The organism is Niallia sp. 01092, from assembly GCF_052318935.1.
In the GTDB taxonomy this organism is placed as follows: Bacteria; Bacillota; Bacilli; order Bacillales; family Cytobacillaceae; genus Niallia.
Map to the genome: position 1 here is coordinate 103,599 of NZ_JBQRKO010000007.1, position 20,413 is coordinate 124,011.

General features: G+C 39.8%; 19 protein-coding genes and 1 riboswitch. Of the genes, 2 read left to right on the forward strand and 17 right to left on the reverse strand.

All coding sequences use genetic code 11. The features are described from left to right. Positions 1-263 precede the first annotated feature (263 nt). Positions 264-1,160, reverse strand: coding sequence for a phosphogluconate dehydrogenase (NAD(+)-dependent, decarboxylating) (gene gnd, locus ACTXGU_RS08500; RefSeq protein WP_443481075.1), 897 nt, complete (start codon positions 1,158-1,160; stop codon positions 264-266). Between the two features lie 149 nt (positions 1,161-1,309). Between gnd and ACTXGU_RS08505 the strand changes: the two genes are divergently transcribed. Beyond that, entirely contained in the window at positions 1,310-2,155 is an 846-nt protein-coding gene (locus ACTXGU_RS08505) for a MurR/RpiR family transcriptional regulator (protein WP_443481163.1), read from the forward strand. A gap of 30 nt (positions 2,156-2,185) precedes the next feature. On the opposite strand, the gene ACTXGU_RS08510 is transcribed toward ACTXGU_RS08505, so the two are convergent. From ACTXGU_RS08510 to cobJ, 16 genes are all read right to left on the reverse strand, one after another. Then, positions 2,186-3,517 (reverse strand): GntT/GntP/DsdX family permease, encoded by a 1,332-nt coding sequence (locus ACTXGU_RS08510; protein ID WP_443481076.1) that lies wholly within the window; start codon positions 3,515-3,517, stop codon positions 2,186-2,188. Between the two features lie 352 nt (positions 3,518-3,869). Then, positions 3,870-4,427, reverse strand: coding sequence for a cob(I)yrinic acid a,c-diamide adenosyltransferase (gene cobO, locus ACTXGU_RS08515; RefSeq protein ID WP_443481077.1), 558 nt, complete (start codon positions 4,425-4,427; stop codon positions 3,870-3,872). Positions 4,428-4,442: 15 nt separating this feature from the next. Further along, positions 4,443-5,012, reverse strand: coding sequence for a nitroreductase family protein (locus tag ACTXGU_RS08520; protein ID WP_443481078.1), 570 nt, complete (start codon positions 5,010-5,012; stop codon positions 4,443-4,445). 12 nt (positions 5,013-5,024) lie between these two features. Beyond that, entirely contained in the window at positions 5,025-5,792 is a 768-nt protein-coding gene (gene cobA, locus ACTXGU_RS08525; protein WP_443481079.1) for a uroporphyrinogen-III C-methyltransferase, read from the reverse strand. A gap of 401 nt (positions 5,793-6,193) precedes the next feature. After that, positions 6,194-7,228 (reverse strand): nicotinate-nucleotide--dimethylbenzimidazole phosphoribosyltransferase, encoded by a 1,035-nt coding sequence (gene cobT, locus ACTXGU_RS08530; protein ID WP_443481164.1) that lies wholly within the window; start codon positions 7,226-7,228, stop codon positions 6,194-6,196. Between the two features lie 5 nt (positions 7,229-7,233). After that, positions 7,234-8,751, reverse strand: coding sequence for a cobyric acid synthase (locus ACTXGU_RS08535; RefSeq protein ID WP_443481080.1), 1,518 nt, complete (start codon positions 8,749-8,751; stop codon positions 7,234-7,236). Beyond that, positions 8,744-10,114 carry a cobyrinate a,c-diamide synthase gene (locus ACTXGU_RS08540; RefSeq protein WP_443481081.1) on the reverse strand — a complete coding sequence of 457 codons (1,371 nt, stop codon included), beginning with the start codon at positions 10,112-10,114 and terminating at the stop codon, positions 8,744-8,746. Before ACTXGU_RS08540 ends, ACTXGU_RS08535 begins: the two co-directional genes overlap by 8 nt. Before the next feature lie 25 nt (positions 10,115-10,139). Further along, complete coding sequence (locus ACTXGU_RS08545) at positions 10,140-11,264, reverse strand: cobalt-precorrin 5A hydrolase (RefSeq protein ID WP_443481082.1); 1,125 nt, start codon at positions 11,262-11,264, stop codon at positions 10,140-10,142. Continuing rightward, entirely contained in the window at positions 11,261-12,034 is a 774-nt protein-coding gene (gene cobM / locus ACTXGU_RS08550) for a precorrin-4 C(11)-methyltransferase (RefSeq protein WP_443481083.1), read from the reverse strand. The genes ACTXGU_RS08545 and cobM overlap by 4 nt, the downstream gene beginning before the upstream one ends. Further along, positions 12,031-12,732 carry a precorrin-2 C(20)-methyltransferase gene (gene cobI / locus ACTXGU_RS08555; protein WP_443481084.1) on the reverse strand — a complete coding sequence of 234 codons (702 nt, stop codon included), beginning with the start codon at positions 12,730-12,732 and terminating at the stop codon, positions 12,031-12,033. The genes cobM and cobI overlap by 4 nt, the downstream gene beginning before the upstream one ends. A 2-nt stretch (positions 12,733-12,734) precedes the next feature. Beyond that, the gene (gene cbiE / locus ACTXGU_RS08560; RefSeq protein ID WP_443481165.1) at positions 12,735-13,925 is read right to left on the reverse strand and encodes a precorrin-6y C5,15-methyltransferase (decarboxylating) subunit CbiE; all 1,191 of its coding nucleotides are present in this window, start codon (positions 13,923-13,925) and stop codon (positions 12,735-12,737) included. Position 13,926: 1 nt separating this feature from the next. Beyond that, a complete protein-coding gene (locus ACTXGU_RS08565; protein ID WP_443481085.1) occupies positions 13,927-15,036 on the reverse strand; it encodes a cobalt-precorrin-5B (C(1))-methyltransferase in 1,110 nt (369 codons plus the stop codon). Between the two features lie 5 nt (positions 15,037-15,041). Then, entirely contained in the window at positions 15,042-15,689 is a 648-nt protein-coding gene (locus ACTXGU_RS08570) for a precorrin-8X methylmutase (protein ID WP_443481086.1), read from the reverse strand. 13 nt (positions 15,690-15,702) lie between these two features. Next, positions 15,703-16,497: a precorrin-6A reductase gene (gene cobK, locus ACTXGU_RS08575; protein ID WP_443481087.1), complete on the reverse strand. Its 795-nt coding sequence runs from the start codon at positions 16,495-16,497 to the stop codon at positions 15,703-15,705. Then, a complete protein-coding gene (locus ACTXGU_RS08580; RefSeq protein ID WP_443481088.1) occupies positions 16,494-17,402 on the reverse strand; it encodes a sirohydrochlorin chelatase in 909 nt (302 codons plus the stop codon). Before ACTXGU_RS08580 ends, cobK begins: the two co-directional genes overlap by 4 nt. A gap of 34 nt (positions 17,403-17,436) precedes the next feature. Continuing rightward, positions 17,437-19,059: a precorrin-3B C(17)-methyltransferase gene (cobJ, locus tag ACTXGU_RS08585; RefSeq protein ID WP_443481166.1), complete on the reverse strand. Its 1,623-nt coding sequence runs from the start codon at positions 19,057-19,059 to the stop codon at positions 17,437-17,439. 184 nt (positions 19,060-19,243) lie between these two features. Beyond that, positions 19,244-19,423, reverse strand: a riboswitch (cobalamin riboswitch). A 530-nt stretch (positions 19,424-19,953) separates the two neighbouring features. Here cobJ and ACTXGU_RS08590 point away from each other — a divergent pair. After that, a complete protein-coding gene (locus tag ACTXGU_RS08590) occupies positions 19,954-20,346 on the forward strand; it encodes a (2Fe-2S) ferredoxin domain-containing protein (RefSeq protein ID WP_443481089.1) in 393 nt (130 codons plus the stop codon). Positions 20,347-20,413 lie beyond the last annotated feature (67 nt).

The following is a 20,413-nucleotide window of genomic DNA, read 5'->3' on the forward strand; positions in this document are numbered from 1 at the left end:
GTTAGTTGTTTTTCACGTGAAAAAATGGGAGAAGCAGTACTCAGCAGACTGAATACACGTAGACTCCTGTGGGAATGCGAGAAAGACGAGACCCCACAGGAGCGTATGCGACGAGGAGGCTCGACGCTCGCCCACGGAAAGCGAAGTGTATTCAGGCTGTGCGTTTAAAAGCAACAATCTATACGAAAACAGCCAAAAGAAAAATCCAAGAAGAATACGATTCTATCTTGGATTTTTAAGGTAAGAAAGTACAAAATTTTTGATTACTTACTTTCCACCCCATGACCGCCAAACTCATTTCTTAATGAGGCGACGACTTTGCCGGCAAATGTATCCTGCTCTAAGGAACGATAGCGCATCATTAAAGATAATGCAGTTACCGGCATGCATGCTTGCAAGTCTAATGCTGTCTCCACTGTCCATTTCCCCTCGCCAGATGAATGCATGACCCCTTTTATCCCTTCTAATTTTGGATCCTTTGAAAAGGCATTTTCTGTTAATTCCATTAGCCAAGAACGTATCACAGAACCATTATTCCAAACTTTCGCCACACCCTCATTATCATATTCATACTCGCTCTTTTCCAATAATTCAAACCCCTCTGCGATCGCTTGCATCATTCCATACTCTACGCCGTTATGAACCATTTTTAAAAAGTGTCCGCTTCCGCTTTCCCCTGCATACATATATCCTTTATCTACACATAAATCGTTAAAAAGCATTTCCATCGATAAAAAGATTTCTCTGTTACCTCCAACCATCATACAAGCACCATTTCTTGCTCCGCTTGTTCCTCCACTTGTGCCAACGTCTAAAAAGTGAATGCCTGCTTCTCCTAATTCCTGCGCTCTTCGTTTCGAATCTTTATAGTGTGAATTTCCGCCATCAATAATAATGTCTCCTGCTGACAGCAAATCTTTCAATTCATTGATAACCGATTCGGTAATTTCTCCTGCTGGAACCATTACCCAAACAACTTTTGGACTTGGCAGCGCATCTACAAGTTCCACTATCGAGTATGCACCACCGACATCTTCTTTTTTTATTTCATCTACAACGCTTTTATTCACATCAAAAGCTGTTAAAATATACTTATGTGCTACTAAATTCATTCCTAAGTTATATCCCATTTTTCCAAGGCCAATTAAACCAATATGCATCGATTCATTCACTCCTTTTGAAAAATAATTTCACTCCTTACTAATATTATACGAATTTTTTTTCATATATGAAACTTTTATAAAAAATATTTTTTCATATTAATATATGCTATACTACTCTTACATTCAATCGGAAAGGAACGAACATGATGGCACAGAATTGTATTGGAAAAATACGATCTTATTATGCAAGATTAAGTGAAAAAGAGAAAAAAATTGCCGACTATATTTTGCAAAATCCTGAACAAATTATTCATTGTACGATCAATGAATTAGCGGAAGATTTGAATGTTGCAGATGCTACTGTTTTCCGTTTTTGCAAGCGGATCGGATTTAAAGGATTTCAAGCAATGAAAATTGCGCTAGCATCAGAAGTAATTGAACCTATTCAACAAATCCATGAAGAAATAACTGAACAAGACAATGTGAAAACGGTGACCGAAAAAGTTTTTCAATCAAATATTCGTACGTTAGAAAATACGCTGCAAATATTAAACGAGCGTTCTATTCAACAAGCGGTGGATCTTCTAAGCAAGGCGAAGCGAGTAGAATTTTATGGAACTGGCGGTTCTGCAGTAATTGCGATGGATGCTTTTCATAAATTTGTACGAACAGGTATTAAAGCGTTTTCATTTATAGATTCACACTTTCAGTTAATGTCCGCTTCTCAATTATCAAAAAATGATATTGCTGTGATTATTTCACACTCAGGAACGAACAAAGATACATTAAATATATTAAAAACCGCAAAAAAGAATGGCGCAACCACCATTAGCATCACAGGGTATCCGAAATCACCAATTGCTCAAAATGCGGATGTTGCCCTCTTTACAAGCTCAGAGGAAACGGAATATCGTTCGGAGGCGCTTTCTTCCAGAATTGCTCAGTTAAGTTTAATTGATGCTTTATATGTAAATATGATGATATTAAATAAAGAGACTGCCAATAAATCTCTTGATAAAATAAGAACGGCTATTTCGGATACAAGAATGTAGGTGTACCATTAAATGGCACACCTTCTTTTTCTATAAAAACAAATCAATTAACAACGCGCCACCAAAAGCAATAAATGATAAGATTGTTTCTAAAACAGTCCATGTTTTGAAGGTTTCTTCTACCGTCAATCCTAAATATTCTTTCACCATCCAGAAACCAGCATCGTTGACATGGGAGAACATAAGGGATCCTGCACCTGTTGCGATTACCAGCAATTCCAGATTAACGCCAGCCATATTTGCAATAATTGGTGAAACAATTCCGGCAGCTGTTGTGAGAGCAACCGTTGCAGAACCTGTCGCTATCCGGATTAACCCTGCAATTAAAAACGCAAGTAATATTGGAGATAATGATAAACTTTCCGACATATGGCCAATCGTTGTTCCCACACCACTATCAATCAACACTTGCTTAAATGCTCCTCCAGCTCCAATAATTAATACTATAGAACCAACAGGCAAAATACATTCTTCGGTAAATTTTTTCAGTTTATCTTTATCCATCCCTTGACGGAAACCAAGGAAATAATAGGCTGAAAAACAAGCAATCAATAAAGAAATAAGCGGACTGCCTATAAAAGCTAACGCGCCTTTAAATGATATCGGCAAAAAATCTAAATAAGGTGCAGCAGTTCCTATTACCATTAAAATAACCGGCAGCAAAATCGATAAGAAAGAAATTCCGACACTCGGTAAAGCCGATTTATCCTTTTCTTCCATACGAATTAAACTTGGTTCTCCTTTTGGAACAATACGTTTATTCATCCATTTAGCAAACAATGGACCTCCGATGATTCCAGCCGGAAGCGCTATTATTAAGGAATACAATAGTACAGTTCCTAAATTAGCTCCATAAATACCAATTGCAGCAATTGCACCAGGGTGTGGAGGTACAAGTCCATGAACGATTGATAATCCGGCAATTGCAGGAAGCGCAATTAATAATATATTTTTCTTTGTCGCTTTATGAATCGAGATAACTAATGGCAATAAAATTAATATTCCTACTTCAAAAAAAACGGGTATACCGATAATAAATCCTGAAAAAAACATAGCCCAAGGCAGTTTTTTTTCTCCGAAAACCCTTACAAAATAATGAGCAATCTGCAACCCGGCTCCCGATTCTGAAAGCAGTTTTCCAAGAATGGTACCAAGTGCAAGAATTCCAACTAAATGGCCTAAAACACCACCTACTCCTGTTTCATAAGCGCCTACAATTTTATCCCAAGATAAACCGGATAAGATAGCTAAAAACATACTTGCTACTGTTAAACTAATAAATGCATGCCACTTAAACCATGAAACACCTAATATAACAATAACAATGGAAATAAACGTAACAATCAATAAATACGCATCCATGAAACTACCACCCTTGTAAGTTAGTAAATTACAACACACGATTTGAAAACGTTTTATTTCTTTATCATTATTATATGAAAAAACTTTCTTAAGTTAATACAGTTTGAAGAAAAAATTTTTATTTTCCTTCTTTTCTACTATTTCTACTATATATGAATTAGCAAAAAAAACCAACTATAAGAGTTCCTTCTCTCTACAGTTGGTTTTTTTTGCTAAAATATTAATCACTTTAGTGGTTTTTTTCGAATATACATTCAATTAGAATCATATCGGAGGAACGAGTGGATTAATATTTGCACTAAAAAGTAAAAGCTACTCTGACTTGCTGCTTCGCTGTCAGCCATCTCCTTCATTAAAATTCAATCCCTAACACAGCTGGAATTCCTTCATCATAATAATGCTTTACTGCCTTCATTTCCGTTACTAAATCAGCACAATCAATTAATTCTTCTTTTGCTGAACGCCCTGTTACAATCAAATGCATGTGTTCTGGACGATTATGAATTAAATGTAATACCTCTTCTAAAGGAAGGACATCCTCAATCGGGAATTTTGTAATTGCCAGCGCATTGTTAAGCTCATCTAGAATCACAACATCATATTGATTGGACAATACTTTTGCCTTTGTAAACGCCCATGCAGCCTTCAACGCCTCCCGATGCTCTTCTGGAGTCTTCGTCCAAGTAAAACCAATTCCTTTTTGATGGATTTCTATGCCTAGTTTCTCAAACGTAATTTTTTCTCCATATGTTCTTTGCGGCGATTTAATGAATTGAATCATTAATACTCGTTTTCCACGTCCAGCTGCACGCACTGCAAGACCGAGGGCTGCTGTCGTTTTCCCTTTTCCATCACCTGTATACAATAGCATTAGTCCGCGCTTTTTTCTTTTTTCTGCTGCTGTTTCCATACTATTAGCCCTCGTTTACATCCAGACTGTTTTTTCTTCAAAAGATGTTCTTGCTGGTGTCTTCATCTTTTTTAATGACTCGTCATTCGGATAGCCGATAAATACAGTTCCGATAATTTTTTTATTTTCAGGTGAACCGATAAACTCATACATACGTTCATCGTGAACGAGTCCAACACCTCTTGTACGCCATACGAATCCTAACCCTAATTCTTCAGCAGCAAGCCACATAGAGTGAATAGCACAACATACTGCGTATTCATTATCCTGAGAAGCTTCTTTATCTCCTGGGACTATATCCGCTGTTACTACAATGTGAGCAGGCGTATTTCTCATCACTTTTAAAGAGCTCTCCACTAAATTTGGCTTCGTTGGAAATCGCTCCTGTAAGTAAACAGTTGCTATCTCTTCGTAACGCTTTTTTGCCTCACCCTTTATGACATAAAAGCTCCACGGTTCTCTCATTCGATCGTTCGGCGCCCATGTAGCAGCTTCCAGAAGTACTTTAATTTTTTCGTCCTCTACCTCGCAGGCAGTATAATCACGAATAGCTCTTCTTTTTTTTAGCTCTGTTATAATTGACATATTGATCACTCCCTATAATGATTGTGCTTCCAATTCTTCAAACCATTTAATTTTATTACGTAATTGAACGACTTCACCGACAAGAACGATCGCAGGATGTGTAATTTGTGCATCTGCTGCCACCTTTTCAATAGTAGTTAAATCACCAGTTACCGTCTTCTGTTTTTCTGTTGTCCCCCACTGAATAAGCGCAACTGGAGTATGAGGATTCTTTCCATGCTCAATCAATCGACTGCATATATTGCTTAAATTGCCAACACCCATGTAAAAAGCAATCGTATCGATGCCTTGCGCAAGCGCAGACCAGTTAATATGATCTTCATCTTTTTCAGCACGGCCATGACCCGTTACAATCGCGAAGGAAGAAGCGTAATCGCGATGTGTCACCGGAATACCAGCATAAGCAGGTGCCGCAATTCCTGATGTGATGCCTGGTACGATTTCATACGGAATACCATGCTCTGCTAATACTTCCGCTTCTTCGCCGACACGACCGAACACACAAGGGTCCCCGCCTTTTAGACGGACTACTGTCTTTCCTTTAGATGCTTTTTCAACTAAAAGCTCATGAATCTGTTCTTGAATTAATTGATGCTTCCCTGGAAGTTTCCCACAAAAAATAAGCTCGACTTCAGCCTTTGCATACTGTAAGAGAGCTTCATTAGCTAAGCGATCATATAAAATAACGTCAGCCTTTTGGATACACTCCATCCCATGCACTGTAATAAGTTTAGGATCTCCAGGTCCCGCGCCAACTAAATATACTTTTCCTTTTGCCACAACCAACCCACTTCTTTCTTTATGTTTATACAATTATTTTTTAATAGGTAAAACCTTCAATCCATCAAGTTAAGCATTTTATTATATTTGCGGGATTCCTTCTCCATATCACGGAATTATCAAATTTATCGCGGGATTCCCTCTTCTTACCGCGGAATTATTAAAATTATCGCGGGATTCCTTCTCCCTACCGCGGAATTATCAAATTTATCGCGGGATTCTTCTTCGTACCGCGGAATTATCAAAATTATCACGGGATTCCTTCTCCCTACCACGGAATTATCAAAATTATCGCAGGATTCTTTCTCACTATCGCGGAATTATCCATTTTTTCATTAGATTGATAGCTTTTGGGTCACAATCCACCTGATTTCCTGTTATTTCAGCTTGCTGAAACGAGTTCACTCATTATTTGAGATGCCTGCTGAATGAAAAGTTGCCATTTCCCGTACCATTAAAGCTGCTGACTGTACAATTGGAAAAGCAATGGCTGCTCCGCTTCCTTCTCCTAAACGCAGCCCTAAATCGAGAATAGGCTTCTTTCCTAATAGCTCAATTGCGATATTATGCCCCATTTCAACAGAACGATGCCCGACAATCATATATTCACTTGCTAAGCTGCAAATCTCTTTTGTAAGCAATGCTGCAACTGTACAAATAAATCCGTCAACGAGAATGGGAATGCGGTGTGCAGCTCCTGCCAACATCGCACCAGTCATCGCTGCAATCTCTAATCCGCCAACCTTCGCCAATACATCAATTGGATCATTGCGATCAGGCATTCGCGCTGCTATTGCACGAGAAATAACCGTTTGTTTATGCTGCACTTTCTCAGCTGCTATTCCTGTTCCTTGACCAACTAGTTTATCTATATTTTTACCGCTTAGAACAGCTAAAATGGCGCTGCTTGCCGTTGTATTTCCAATGCCCATTTCACCAAGAATTAAGCATTTTACACCTTGTTTAATCATCGCTTCAGCGCGTTCGCATCCGACTGCTATCGCTTTCTCTGCTTCTTCTCTTGTCATGGCATCCTGCTCACAAAAGTTTTCTGTACCATAACGTACTTTACGCTGGATCACACCATCAGCATCAATGTTTGCTGCAACCCCTACATCAACGATTTCAAACGCAGCACCTATTTGCTTGCTGAATACATTAATTGCGGCACCCCCTTGTAAAAAGTTCAGCACCATTTGCGCCGTTACTTCCTGTGGAAAAGCGGATACACCTTCCTTCACAACACCATGGTCGGCTGCAAACACGATAACCCCAGGCGGTGTAACAACTGGAAACGCCTCAGACGTTATTTCAGCAAGCTGAACGGCCATTTCCTCCAGCCTTCCAAGACTTCCAGGAGGCTTTGTTAATGTATCAATATATCGTTGTACTTGCTTTCCCATCTCTTTATCAACAGGCTGAATCTGCTCTAATATACGAATCACGGTTTAATCCCCTTTTTCTGAAATTCTTCCATTTTTTGCTCGATGAAATCCATTTTGACATGCTGTCTCACATGATCAGCTAAGCGGTCGAATGCGCCTTCACGCAATTGATTAAAGGAAACACGATTGTTTATCGGATTTAACCCTTTCTTTTCTCGAATAGCATTCAATATTGTTTCCCGGAAAACATCGTTATGAAAAATCCCATGAAAATACGTCCCAATTATTTGCTCATCCTTACTTTTACATCCATCTTTCCGATTGGCTGCTTCAATAAGCGCATCATACTCTCCATCCAAATGGGTTTCCCCCATATGAATCTCATAACCTTTCACATCAAATGTTTGCCCGTGAAACGTTAATTGGCCTTCTGACAATTCTGTTGTTTTCTCTTTCGTAATAGTCGTATGCAGCGGGAGAAAACGTAGTCCTTTCATATGTTCAAGAGGAGATTCGATAGAAAATGGATCGCTAATATCACACCCAAGCATTTGATATCCACCGCAAATTCCAAAAATAAGCGACTGATTATTATCATGTAATTTCTGCAGCTTCTCCCCAATGCCACTTTCCTTTACAAACATTAAATCCTCTATCGTATTTTTACTTCCAGGCAAAATAACAAGATCTGGCTCTTGTAATTGATCCGCTCTCGTAATAAAACGGACATGACAATCAGGTTCTACAAAAAAAGGATCCACATCTGTAAAATTAGAAATCTTAGGATATTGAATAACTGCAATATCTAATTCTTTTTCACTATTTTTCACAGCTGTATATTGATTTAATATGACGGAGTCTTCTGCATCAATATTTAAATGTGGCATATATGGAATGACTCCTAGTACAGGTTTTCCTGTATACTCCTCAAACCACTTTAATCCTGGTTCCAGCAAACCTACATCACCGCGAAACTTATTTATGATGACACCAATGACGCGGTCCCTGTCCTCAGGATCCAGCAGCTGAAGGGTTCCTACTAAGCTGGCAAATACGCCTCCCTTTTCAATATCACCAATAAGAACAACGGGAGCGTCTGCCATCCTAGCAACACGCATATTCACTAGTTCACGGTCATTTAAATTAATTTCTGCTGGACTGCCAGCTCCTTCAATGACAATACGTTCACTTGTATTAGAAAGAAACGCTAAGGACTCTTCAATTAATTGCAGGCCTGTATCGAAAAATTCCTTTCTATATGCACTTGCTTCCATATTTTTGTACGGTTTTCCATGCACGACAATTTGTGATTCATTGTGACGGGTTGGTTTGATTAAAATAGGATTCATATTTGTTGTTGCACTAATGCCAGCTGCCTCCGCTTGAACCCCCTGTGCTCTTCCAATTTCCTTCCCGTCGACTGTGATATAGGAATTTAACGCCATGTTTTGTGATTTGAATGGAACTGTTTTGAATCCATCTTGAGTAAACATACGGCAAAATGCCGTAACAATCACACTTTTACCTGCGTCAGAGTGCGTCCCTTGAAACATAATAGGAAGAGCTTTAGCCATATGCTTTAATCTCCTTACATTGATTCATCCAATTCTTCACCATCTCTTGACAGGAACCAAAATGGAAATGAGTATATCCAGCTACAAGATTTCCTTTCATATACCCCTCTTGCTTGATGCCACGCATCCCTTTTGTTTGATATGCATAGGGAACCTCACCTTTTGGATGGAAGGTAGAATAGTGGAATTCATGTCCTTTCGCTTTTACATTTCCATGAAACAAAAAGTTTCCTTCTTCCCCTGTTACCTCACGATACCCCAATGCAGCGAGCTTCGTTTGCATTTTCACTTCTCCAGGAATGACACCGACCATTTCATACTTTTCTCCGTCTGTCGTTTCAATTGCATCTGTTAAAAACATAAATCCACCGCATTCCGCTAAAGTCGGCAGACCATTTTCAATTGCTGTTTGAATCGATTGTTTGACTGCAATTTGCTGAGACAATTCCTTCGCGAATTCCTCAGGGAAGCCGCCGCCAATGTATAATCCAGCAACATCATTTGGAAGGATTTCACCTTTCAATGGAGAAAACTCCACTAACTCTGCTCCGTGTGCCTTTAGCAGGTCAAGATTCTCTTGATAATAAAAGTTAAAAGCTGCATCTCTAGCAACAGCGATACGAACAGTTTGGTTTTCTTTATTCTTAAACTGTGATTCTACTATTTCAAGTTCTGGAGCTTGTGCCAGCTCATATAATTGCTCTACGTCTATCGTTTCAAGAACCAATTCGCCAAGCTGAACAAAAAATGAATCGAGTTCACCACGTTCTACTGATGGAACTAATCCTAAATGACGCTCTGGAATAGCAACATCTTGATTTCGTTTCAAATAACCGATAACAGGGATGTTGCACTCCTGTTCTATCGCTGTTTTTACAATCTTAAAATGACCTTCGCTGCCAATACGATTCGCAATGACACCAACTATATTCGCTTCCTCTAGAAAAGCTTGAAATCCCTTTACAATTGCAGCGGCACTGCGGGCCATGCTGGCACAATTTACGACAAGCACAACAGGGCTCTTTGTAATGATGCTAATTTCTGCTGTTGTCCCATCATTATTGGTTGGATTTTTCCCGTCAAAAAACCCCATAACCCCTTCAATAATAGAAATATCAGCTCCTTTACTGCCTAAACATGCAATTTCTTTGACCATATCATGGTTTAACATCCAGCTATCCAAATTTCGTGACGTTCTTCCTGTAACAGCAGTATGATAAGTGGGATCAATATAATCTGGTCCACATTTAAATCCTTGCACAGTATATCCCTTTTTTTGCAATGCCGACATAATTCCGATTGTGAGTGTCGTTTTCCCGACACCGCTTCCCGTACCTGCAATAACTAGTCTGCGGCTTGACATCTTTTTTCCTCCCTCCACAATTTAGTTAATACGGTATTACTGCTACCGAAATCGTTACATTTCCGGATTTTTTCTTAACTAGCTCCAATGATTCGGCTCCACTGTATAATAATGCAGCTGGCTCACTTACGCCATAAGCGCCTGTATATTTATAAACCGTTTCAGATGGACTCTCTATGTTGATTGTATTTAACTCGTCAGGAGTATAATAGACAAACTCCCAGCCATTTTTTTGGACTACTTCAAGCAAGCCTTCTTCATCCTTTTTTAAATCAATGGTACACAGTGCTTTTACACTTTTGGATGAAAAATGGAGCTCCTTTAATGTTTCATGGATGACAGCCTCAATCTCCTCAGCAGACGTGCCTCGGTTGCAGCCCATGCCAAGTACAATCACTTTAGGACGGTATAAAACACCATTATGTAAAATCTCAGTTTCTTCTTCTGTTAAGTTTCGATGCGTGACAACGAGCGCAGCAGAATAAGCAGCTTCCAGCGCTTCTGAAACAGAGCTATACACTTTAATATTTTCGGGAATAGGACGATTGTAATGCCACCATTCCTTTTCTCCAGACTCCTGCACGACGGCAATTTGCTCTTCGTTCACAACTGCTGCACTGACAGGAGTCAACTTTTCGGCTGACTCCCATGTCCAGCCGAACCGCTTTCCAAACAAGTCGACAGGAATGGTTTGTTGAACATCTGAAGCAGTTGTGATAACTGGACGAGCGCCCAATGCAGCAGCTACTTCTTTTGTCAGTTCATTCGCTCCGCCGAGATGCCCAGACAATACACTAATGACATGCTCTCCTTTATCATCAATGACAACAACGGCTGGATCTGTTTTCTTATCCTTTAATATAGGGGCAATCATTCGGACAACTGCACCAAGTGAAATGATAATAATAAGCCCTTGGTAAGATTGGAAAAGAGCAGGAAGCAGCAAACGGACGCTACCTGTAAACATTTGAATGCCTCTCGTCTGCTCGTCTCCTTTTTCAAATTTGCTCATATAATACACATCGCTGTTTTGAAACGAACGTCCGAGATTTCTCGCGATATCGACCCCGTGCTTCGTAATGGCAACAACTGCATAATCCCCCTTCTGGATAACCGGAGGGATTTGTCCTTCCTGCAATGCTATACTCACTCTTTCACCCCCCGGCGGAATCCGTGAGTAAATGTTTTATCATAAAGCTTTGAACGATAATCTTTATCATGTATTTTTTCATCAAGTGCCCAGCCTGCCAAAATCATCGCTTGCTTGCGAATGCCATTTTTCCGCATATCTTCATCTAAATGTTCAAGCGTAGACCGGACAATTTTTTGATCAGGCCACGATGCTTTATAAACTACAACAACAGGCGTATCGTTGCTCCATCCCGCACTTATAAGCTCCTTCACAACCTTTTTCGTTAATGTGGCACTTAGAAAAAGGGCAATGGTACAATGGTGTTTCGCTAAATCCTGCAGTTTTTCAAATTCTGGAACCGGCGTTCTTCCCTCAGCCCTTGTCAAAATAACTGTTTGTGTTAAATCAGGAATGGTAAGTTCTGCCTGCGCTGCTGCCGCTGATGCAAATACAGAGCTGACGCCCGGCACGATCTCCACGCCAATTCCTTCCTTTTTCAAAAGGACCATTTGTTCCATAATTGCCCCGTACACAGCAGGATCTCCTGTATGGACACGAACAACCTTTTTCCCTTCACGGATTCGCTCCACCATAACAGCTACCATTTCTTCTAAATGCATGCCTGCCGTTTTCATCACTTCTGCTGTTGGTTTTGCTTTTGCGATCAATTCTTCATTCACAAGAGAATCGGCATAAAGTACCACATCAGCTTCCTGAAGATGCTTTAAACCTTTTACTGTAATTAAATCCGGGTCTCCAGGTCCTGCTCCAATTATGTATAGCTTCATTTTCTCACCACCATTAAGGATAAATATTCAAGTTCTGCTCCTTCAAGCTCATCTAATTTCCAAACAATCTCTTCGTCCGATGTAACCTTTGTTACGACTGATGCTTTATGTAATAAATCTAATTCTCGTAAAATTTGAATCATCAAATCAATCACTTTTGCCACTTTTATAAAAACAATGCAATCATGGTCTTCAATCGCTTTTTTCATTGTTTCATAGTCATCTCGCGCCGGAATAATGGCCACATGCTCATCACCATCTGCCAGTGGAATGCCAAGTCTTGCAGCAGCTCCGTTCATAGATGAAATACCTGGTACTACTTCAATTGGCACTTCTGGATAACGTTCCTTCATAAGGCGCATCATATGTATAAACGTACTGTAAAGAAGTGGATCGCCTTCTGTAACGAATGCAACATCCTTGCCTTCTCGAAGCTTCTCCCAGATGCTTTCAACCGTTTCGCTCCATTTTCTTTCTAAAATTCCTGTATCTTTTGTCATCGGAAAAACAAGTCCAAGCATTTCCTTTTCATTTGGCTGAAAATATACTTCTATGATCTTTTGGGCATAGCTTTTGCTTCCTCTTTGCTTTTTCGGATAAGCAATAACCGGTGATTCTTTTAACTTTCGAAATGCTTTTACTGTGATTAATTCTGGATCCCCAGGTCCAACCCCTAGGCCATATAGTGTTCCAAGCATGCTTATGCTCCTCCCTGTCGCTCTGCAGCAATAATATAAATAGGATTTAATGCATCAAAACGTGTCAAATTCAAAATTGGTTTGCTTCTTGAAATTTGAGCAAGTGTAATCTCTGTATTAAACCCTTGCTTTTTGAATACCGCTGCAGCTTCTGCTAAATTTTCAATGGTGACTGCATTTAATACAATCCGGCCTTTATCTTTTAAACGGCTGCAGCAAATAGATAAAATTTCATCCATTCCACCTGCCGTACCTCCGATAAACACCGCATCGGGATCTGGAAATTCATCCAGCTTCTCTGGTGCTTTGCCATGCACTACCGTTGCATCCACACGAAATTTGGCCAAGTTTTGTTGACAATTTTCCAAGTCGGCTTCATTTTTTTCAATCGCAAATATTTGCCCTTCTCGAGCAATCTTTGCCGCTTCAATCGCTACAGATCCTGTACATGTCCCAATATCCCAAACTATACTGTTTTCTTTTAAACGCAATGCACTGATGCTTAAAGTTCGAATCTCTTTTTTTGTAATCAGCCCTTTATCAGGCTTTCTTTGAATGAATTCTTCGTCATCAATGCCAATCGACCATGACGGCCCTTCTGCGTTTTTCTTTAATACGAGAACATTCAACGGTGAAAATTCAACACCCTTCATGTCTTCAAGATTAAACCATCTGCATCTTTCATTTTCTCCGCCCAAATTCTCTCCAACAAATGCCTTGAATTCAGTCATACCAAAAGACAACAAATAGTCCGCAATTTTATTTGGTGAATTTTCTACATCTGTCAAAATGGCTACTTTTTCTTTGCCATCAATGCGCTGTGCCAATCCCTTCATACTTCTTCCATGAACGCTTGTGAAATACGCATCCTGCCACCGTTCTCCCATTTTGGCAAAAGCAAGCTGTACTGAACTTAAATAAGGGTAAATTTCAATACTCATCTTGCTCGATAAATAGCTTCCGATTCCGTAAAATAACGGATCTCCTGATGCTAAAATAACAACGCTTCTCGTCTCAGACTGAAGGAGCTCCACAAGTGAAGTGAGCCCCCCTTCAATGACAACCTTGTCTCCTTCGTAATCGGCAAAAAAAGAAAGCTGCCGCCTGCCGCCTACTAATACTTCACTTTCATCAATCCACTTTTCATACATTGGCAGCAGACTTTGTTTCCCTTCATCACCAATTCCAATCATTTTAATAGACTTCACCACTTTGCACCGCCGTTCCTAAAAACTCTCCCTTCATTGTATATAGGGAGGTATCTACTTCCATGCCGCCTCCTGTCTCTTTTAAAGCAGAAAGACAGCAATACTTGCAAAGCGTCTCAAAAAATTGCAAATGGCCATTTGCTGTCATCATGTCGCCAACCTGTGATGCTGTGTTGGCATTTTTAATTTCTTCCACTAGTGCAGAAGATGCTCCCGCTTCGCTGGCTGCTTTCGCCAAAAAATGAAAATCAACAGGAGCACTTTTGGAATGAACCATCATGACACCTTGTGCAACCTTTGAAAATTTCCCCATCATACCAACCATGGAAACTCTTTTAACACCTTGCTTTTTGCATTGCTTCAATGTAAACCCAACAAAATCTCCCATCTCGATAAATGCTTCTTGCGGCAACTCTGGATATTGCTCCATCGCATATTTTTCACTTCGCCCGCCTGTTGTAATGACAATATGGTCGCAATGACTTGCCCGTGCTACGCTAATAGCCTGAACGATGCTGGCTTTATATGCAGATGTAGAAAAGGGAACAACGATTCCCCTTGTACCTAAGATTGAAATACCGCCAATAATACCTAAACGTCCATTTAATGTCTTTTTGGCTATTTCTTCGCCGTCTGGCACAGAGATGACAATTTTAATTCCGCGGTTAATGTCATATTCCTTTAATACCTCTTCGGCTGCCTCTCTTATCATCCTACGGGGCACCGGATTAATCGCTGCCTCACCTACTTCAACCGGCAATCCTTCTTTCGTTACACGCCCAACACCTTTACCACCGTCTATCACAATACCTGTGTTATCAGACCAGGAAACAGCAGAAATAATTAATGCTCCATGTGTTGCATCCGGATCATCTCCAGCATCTTTAATGATGCTCGCCGTCCCTGTATCAGTTGTGAACTCACAACTTTCTATCTGAAAAGTGGCAAAGCGCTTAACCGGCAAATAAATCGTTGCTTCGGTTTGCGCTTCATTTGTAATTAATGCTGTTAACGCTGCCTTTGTAGCTGCAGTTGCACACGAGCCTGTTGTATACCCTTCACGTAGCTTGCTTTTATCTTTTGGTAGTTCTTTCATGTTTCTTATTCCTTGTCTGCAAGAATAGAAATGGCATTCAATGCTGCAACTGTGACGGTACTCCCGCCTTTTCTTCCAATATTCGTAATAAACGGAATATCAAGTTTCGCCAGCTCTTCCTTGGACTCTGCAGCAGAAACGAATCCTACCGGCAGTCCGATGACAAGACCAGGCTTAGCCTCTCCTTCCTTAATAAGACGAATTAGTTCAAGCAACGCTGTCGGCGCATTACCAATTGCAAAAATACCGCCATCCGCTTCTTTTATCGCTTTTCTCATCGAAATAATTGCACGTGTTGTATTTAACCTCTTTGCTTCTTCCATCACATCCGGATCAGAGATGTATACTTTAATTTCTCCGCCGAACTTTTCAATTCTTTGTTTGTTTGCTCCAACTTGAACCATCTGAACATCTGCTACGACTTTCTTCCCGCTTCGAATCGCACGAATTCCGGCTTGGATTGCATCTGGATGAAACAGCATACTGTGTCCTAGTTCAAAATCGGCTGATGCGTGAATGACACGCTGCACAATCGGATATTGTTCATCTGTAAAAGAATGCGGTCCAACTTCCTCATCAATCATTTCAAAACTTTTTCCTTCAATTTGCTGTGGCTGCACGGTAATAGGTTTAAATTCTGTTTTAAAATCCATCCATTCCAACTCCTTATCGAATAATTTTTTCTTTTTCTGCTGTAAGTGGCAGTATTTCACTTATGGCTTGAATAACATCAGAAAACTGAGAATAAACATGCCCATAATCAATTCTCGGACGCCTGATCATGATAATCTCGATGCCAAGCTCTTTCGCCGCCTCTACTTTTTGATCAACCGAACCGACTTTCCCACTTTCTTTCGTCACCATCACATTTACTCCATATTGTTTATAAAGAGCCTGATCAAATTCCTTTGTAAAAGGACCTTGAATCGCTATAATATTTTTTTGCAGAAGCCCAAGCTTCGTACATTTTTCCATATTTTCAGCGATTGGAAGCATACGAGCAATCAGACGTATATCCGGAACTTCCAACAGCTTCTTCGTAAACACTTGAAGTGTTTTGCTTCCTGTTGTCAGCATCACAACTCCTTTTTTCGTTGCTGCCAATGACGCCGCTTCTTCGTAATCGTCGACAACAGACATTTTTTCATACGCAAATGTCTGTGATTCACGTTCATATCGAATGTACGGAACCTCTGCTTGTTTTGCAGCACTTATTGCATTTTTGGAAGCTTCTTCTGCAAAAGGATGGCTTGCATCAACAACAGCTTGTACGCCTTTTGCTTTTATTAAGCTCATCATTTCTACATCTGTCAGCCTTCCTGTCAGCACGTCGATTCCAGACCGTTTCATTTCGGCTTCTGCACTTTCCGTAACAACGGTTGTAAGAATGTTATATCCCACTTCCTTCATTCTAATTGCCAACATACGAGCATCACTCGTCCCAGCCAACATTAATATCATGTTGTATCTCCTGCCTTTTGCACCGCATGTTCATGACTATGATGGTGATGATGATGGTGATCGTGATCATGGTCGTGGTCATGATGATGGTGGTGATGAACATGCTCCATTACACCAAGGCGATATTGACATGTGTCACAATTCATTTTCACTTCGTCTTGAAGTGCTTCTTCGGCACGGTCCTTTAATATAGTTTGCAATTTAGGATGGAATCCAAAATAGTCTGCCAACTTAAATTCAACAGCCGGGTATTGAGTTTCATATTGAACTACCATATCCTCCAAACGTTTAATTAAGATGCCTGTGAATAAAAAGTAAGGTAAAATAATCACTTTTTTCGCTCCAAGCTTTATACAGCGATCTATTCCTTCATCTACAAGCGGATTTGTAACCCCCATAAAAGCTGGCTCAACAATCTTATAATTTGTTTTCTCCCATAGTAATCTTGCAATCTTATACAAATCGCTATTTGCATCTGGATCGCTCCCGCCGCGCCCAGTCAGCAAGATTGCTGTATCAGAAGCAGGGTTATCCAAATCCTCCCCGGTTTCTGCTAATCTCGTTGTTAAAATCTCGAAGGTTGCTTCATGAACACCAATTGGTCTTCCATATGTAAGCTGCACATGCGGATACTTTTCCTTTGCTTCGTCAATTGCTGCTGGAATGTGAATTTTTGAGTGTCCAGCAGGCAAGAGCATAATTGGAATTACGACAATGTCATTAGCTCCCTTTTCTACGCAAATATCAATCCCCTGATTCACGTTTGGCCTTTCAAACTCTAAGAAACACGTTTCTATTAATAATGATTGATCCCAATCTGCTTTCATATTTTCAATAAATTGCACAACTTGGCTATTCCCCTCAGGATCTCTACTCCCATGTCCTACAAACAAAATTGCTCTCATCTTGTTTCCCCCTTTGTTTAACTTTAATTATTTCTTAATCACCGCACGGCGCTTCTGCAACCTGCATTTTTGGTGTAATATCTTGATATTGGAATCCTTGTATGTTCTTTATTCGTTTAAAAAATTTATGGAAACGCTCATTCGGGTGCGCTTTCTCTTTATATTCTTGTATAACGGCTTCTACTATTCTCACAATTTCATCAGGTGAAATGCCTTCCGCAACAATTTGACCAGAGTGTGCATTTCTTCCAACTGTCTTTGCACCTAAAAATAAATCAAACGCACCTTTACGATACACAATGCCAATATCCTCTTTTACTGCACCGTAACATGCCATACCGCAGCCATTAAAACCAAGCTTCAGTTCTTTTGGCAGCTGCATTCCCCCAAGCTTTTGCTGCAATGCTTCTGCATGTGGGATAGAATCACTTTTCTCACCATCACAAAAATCACATGCTTTTACTGTCAGGACATCTCCTACTGGAGAAAGCAGAAAATTAGCAGCCGTTAATTTCTCTGTAATTTCAGCTGGATTGGCAGTTGGAATTTGGAGCTTTATATGATGATCCTGTGTATACTCCATTACACCCTCTTCTCCAACAATATCAGCAAGTACAATCAGCTGCTTTGGCGTGAATTTTTTATTGACAACACCAGGGCTAACTGCAAGTTCAAAAATAGATTGGATAGGCTGATGGACGTATTCGCTTTTGAAAGAATCCTTCTCTTCCCCTAAAATCGCTTTTAATGCCTGTTCTGCTACTTCTTTTGATGAGGCTTTTACTTCTGCAACTGCAACAGCCGCTTCACTCTTTGCTGCCGTTTCCACTTGGTCAAGCGCCCACGGCTCTGCTTCTTTTCGCAAGCGTTGATGCGGTTTTAATGGCTGTTCTGTTTGATTCAGCGTATATTTCTTTTGATATCCACGTGGTGTAATCATCAAATCATCATAAAAAAAGGTAGACGAATTTCCGATAATAACGGTTGTCAACATCCCGATTTCATGATCAAGCATTTCCTTTAGGTTGGTCATGACAATACTTTGGCGGTCACGATACGCACTTTTTACTAACCCTACTGGTGTATCAGGAGAACGATACTTTAATAAAATTCTTTGCGCTTCCGCAATCTGTCTCGTTCTTCTGCCGCTTTTTGGATTATATAAAGCGATGACAAAGTCAGCCTGAGCAGCAGCATAAATTCTCTTTTCGATTAAACTCCAAGGTGTTAAATGATCACTTAAGCTGATTGTACAAGCATCATGCATAATAGGAGCTCCTAATAAAGAGGCACAAGAGTTAATCGCAGAAATGCCCGGAACAATCTCTACTTCTACTCCTGTTTCTTTTCTCCATCCTTGTTCAATCAGAACTTCATAAACAAGGCCTGCCATTCCATAAACACCTGCATCACCACTGGAAATAACAGCAACCTTTTTTCCTTGCTCCGCTTGTTTTACAGCTTCCTGCGCCCTGGTTACCTCTTCTGTCATTCCCGTACTGACAAGCTCTTGCCCTGTTAATAACCCCGCAATTAATTCAACATATGTTTTATAGCCAATGACTACATCGCTTTCTTGTATCGCTTCTCTTGCCCGATCCGTGATATGCTCAAAGCTTCCTGGACCGAAGCCAATTACAAGTAGTTTTCCCTTCATCATCATGCTCCTCCTTGCCAATATTCAAACATCATATACTCCTGTTATAGAGCCCTATGTTAAGTAAAATTTTCTTCTCTCTAAAATAAAAAAGCACTCCTACCAAAGCAGGAGTGCAGAATAAATACACACAAAACGATGCGTTTTGCATTCAACAGCACTTCCTCCTATATCCCGTAGGTTAATGAAGTCTTTAGATAAGGCAGGTCTCCTGACTTAAAATCTACATTCCATTGCGTCTTCCCAAACATTTTCAGTGACACTTGCAATGAAACTCCTTATTACAGTGGCGGGTACCGTGACGGATTTTCACCGTTCTTCCCTTTTAACGCAATTTTTGCGCACCTTGTCTAAAGCATTATGTAGTTGTATTCGTATCTCATAAATCGTTTCATTTTCTGTATTACAAAACTTGTTGCCTTCTATTCTTTAATACTACTTTAAAGTAACTTTTCTTAAATGTCCATTAATCAAACAAATAATCCATTCTATTGTTTCTTCTAAAAAAATAAAGTGCCCCTGTTAACACCATTAAAATAGAAAAATCCGTTAAATAATTTCTACTACGTTTATAGTGTTTATTCTATCAATTGTAAGCAAAAAAAGAAATCCTAAAAATGATGTCTATATCTTGATAAAGTAAAATTACAATTGACTATTCTAAATTAATCTATTATTCTTAACTGGCTTTAACTTAATGATATTACCCTATTTTTTCTTACACTAGCATTATGCAGCTTCTTCCTAAATATTTGCGTTGGACTTGGAAAAGAGATAAAATTACATAAATCGTAACCATTACGCTTTAAAAGGAAGAATGAAGCAAGACAAAGAAATAAAACTATTAACTATTTTAAATCGTGATGACTTTATTTTATTTGGAGGGAAATATTTATGGCGACATGGGACTTAAGCAATACGAAGCATCATATCCTTATCTGCAACGGCAGCAGCTGTAATCGGGCCGGAGCAGAGGAGCTGACACAAGCGATTCGGAAAGAAATCTTAGACCGAGAACTTGACGATGCGCTTCACACGACACGTACACGATGTAATGGAAGATGTCATGATAAATGTGTTGTTATCGACTATCCGAAAGGAACATGGTATCAAGATTTAAAACCTGAGGATGCCCCCCTCTTTGTTGACTCGCTTCTTGTCAATGAAGATTTTACAGAAAAAGTAAGCCATACGTTTAATGGTGAAGGGTTTGATCGTGAACCTGAAGTCATCACAGGGGTTTTTAAAGACACAGAAAAGGTGAAAAAAGTATCTAAAACACTATAAATAGTGATACTAAAATAATAGCAAAACAAAAAACCAATTGTAGACAGGTTCCTTTTTCTCTACAATT

What these genes read in the sequence shown, in the direction of transcription:
- gnd (WP_443481075.1), bottom strand. Translation starts at nt 1,160, where the DNA reads ATGCATATTGGTTTAATTGGCCTTGGAAAAATGGGATATAACTTAGGA.
- ACTXGU_RS08505 (WP_443481163.1), top strand. Translation starts at nt 1,310, where the DNA reads ATGGCACAGAATTGTATTGGAAAAATACGATCTTATTATGCAAGATTA.
- ACTXGU_RS08510 (WP_443481076.1), bottom strand. Translation starts at nt 3,517, where the DNA reads ATGGATGCGTATTTATTGATTGTTACGTTTATTTCCATTGTTATTGTT.
- cobO (WP_443481077.1), bottom strand. Translation starts at nt 4,427, where the DNA reads ATGGAAACAGCAGCAGAAAAAAGAAAAAAGCGCGGACTAATGCTATTG.
- ACTXGU_RS08520 (WP_443481078.1), bottom strand. Translation starts at nt 5,012, where the DNA reads ATGTCAATTATAACAGAGCTAAAAAAAAGAAGAGCTATTCGTGATTAT.
- ACTXGU_RS08535 (WP_443481080.1), bottom strand. Translation starts at nt 8,751, where the DNA reads ATGGCTAAAGCTCTTCCTATTATGTTTCAAGGGACGCACTCTGACGCA.
- ACTXGU_RS08540 (WP_443481081.1), bottom strand. Translation starts at nt 10,114, where the DNA reads ATGTCAAGCCGCAGACTAGTTATTGCAGGTACGGGAAGCGGTGTCGGG.
- cobM (WP_443481083.1), bottom strand. Translation starts at nt 12,034, where the DNA reads ATGAAGCTATACATAATTGGAGCAGGACCTGGAGACCCGGATTTAATT.
- cobI (WP_443481084.1), bottom strand. Translation starts at nt 12,732, where the DNA reads ATGCTTGGAACACTATATGGCCTAGGGGTTGGACCTGGGGATCCAGAA.
- cbiE (WP_443481165.1), bottom strand. Translation starts at nt 13,925, where the DNA reads ATGATTGGAATTGGTGATGAAGGGAAACAAAGTCTGCTGCCAATGTAT.
- ACTXGU_RS08565 (WP_443481085.1), bottom strand. Translation starts at nt 15,036, where the DNA reads ATGAAAGAACTACCAAAAGATAAAAGCAAGCTACGTGAAGGGTATACA.
- ACTXGU_RS08570 (WP_443481086.1), bottom strand. Translation starts at nt 15,689, where the DNA reads ATGGATTTTAAAACAGAATTTAAACCTATTACCGTGCAGCCACAGCAA.
- cobK (WP_443481087.1), bottom strand. Translation starts at nt 16,497, where the DNA reads ATGATATTAATGTTGGCTGGGACGAGTGATGCTCGTATGTTGGCAATT.
- ACTXGU_RS08580 (WP_443481088.1), bottom strand. Translation starts at nt 17,402, where the DNA reads ATGAGAGCAATTTTGTTTGTAGGACATGGGAGTAGAGATCCTGAGGGG.
- cobJ (WP_443481166.1), bottom strand. Translation starts at nt 19,059, where the DNA reads ATGAAGGGAAAACTACTTGTAATTGGCTTCGGTCCAGGAAGCTTTGAG.
- ACTXGU_RS08590 (WP_443481089.1), top strand. Translation starts at nt 19,954, where the DNA reads ATGGCGACATGGGACTTAAGCAATACGAAGCATCATATCCTTATCTGC.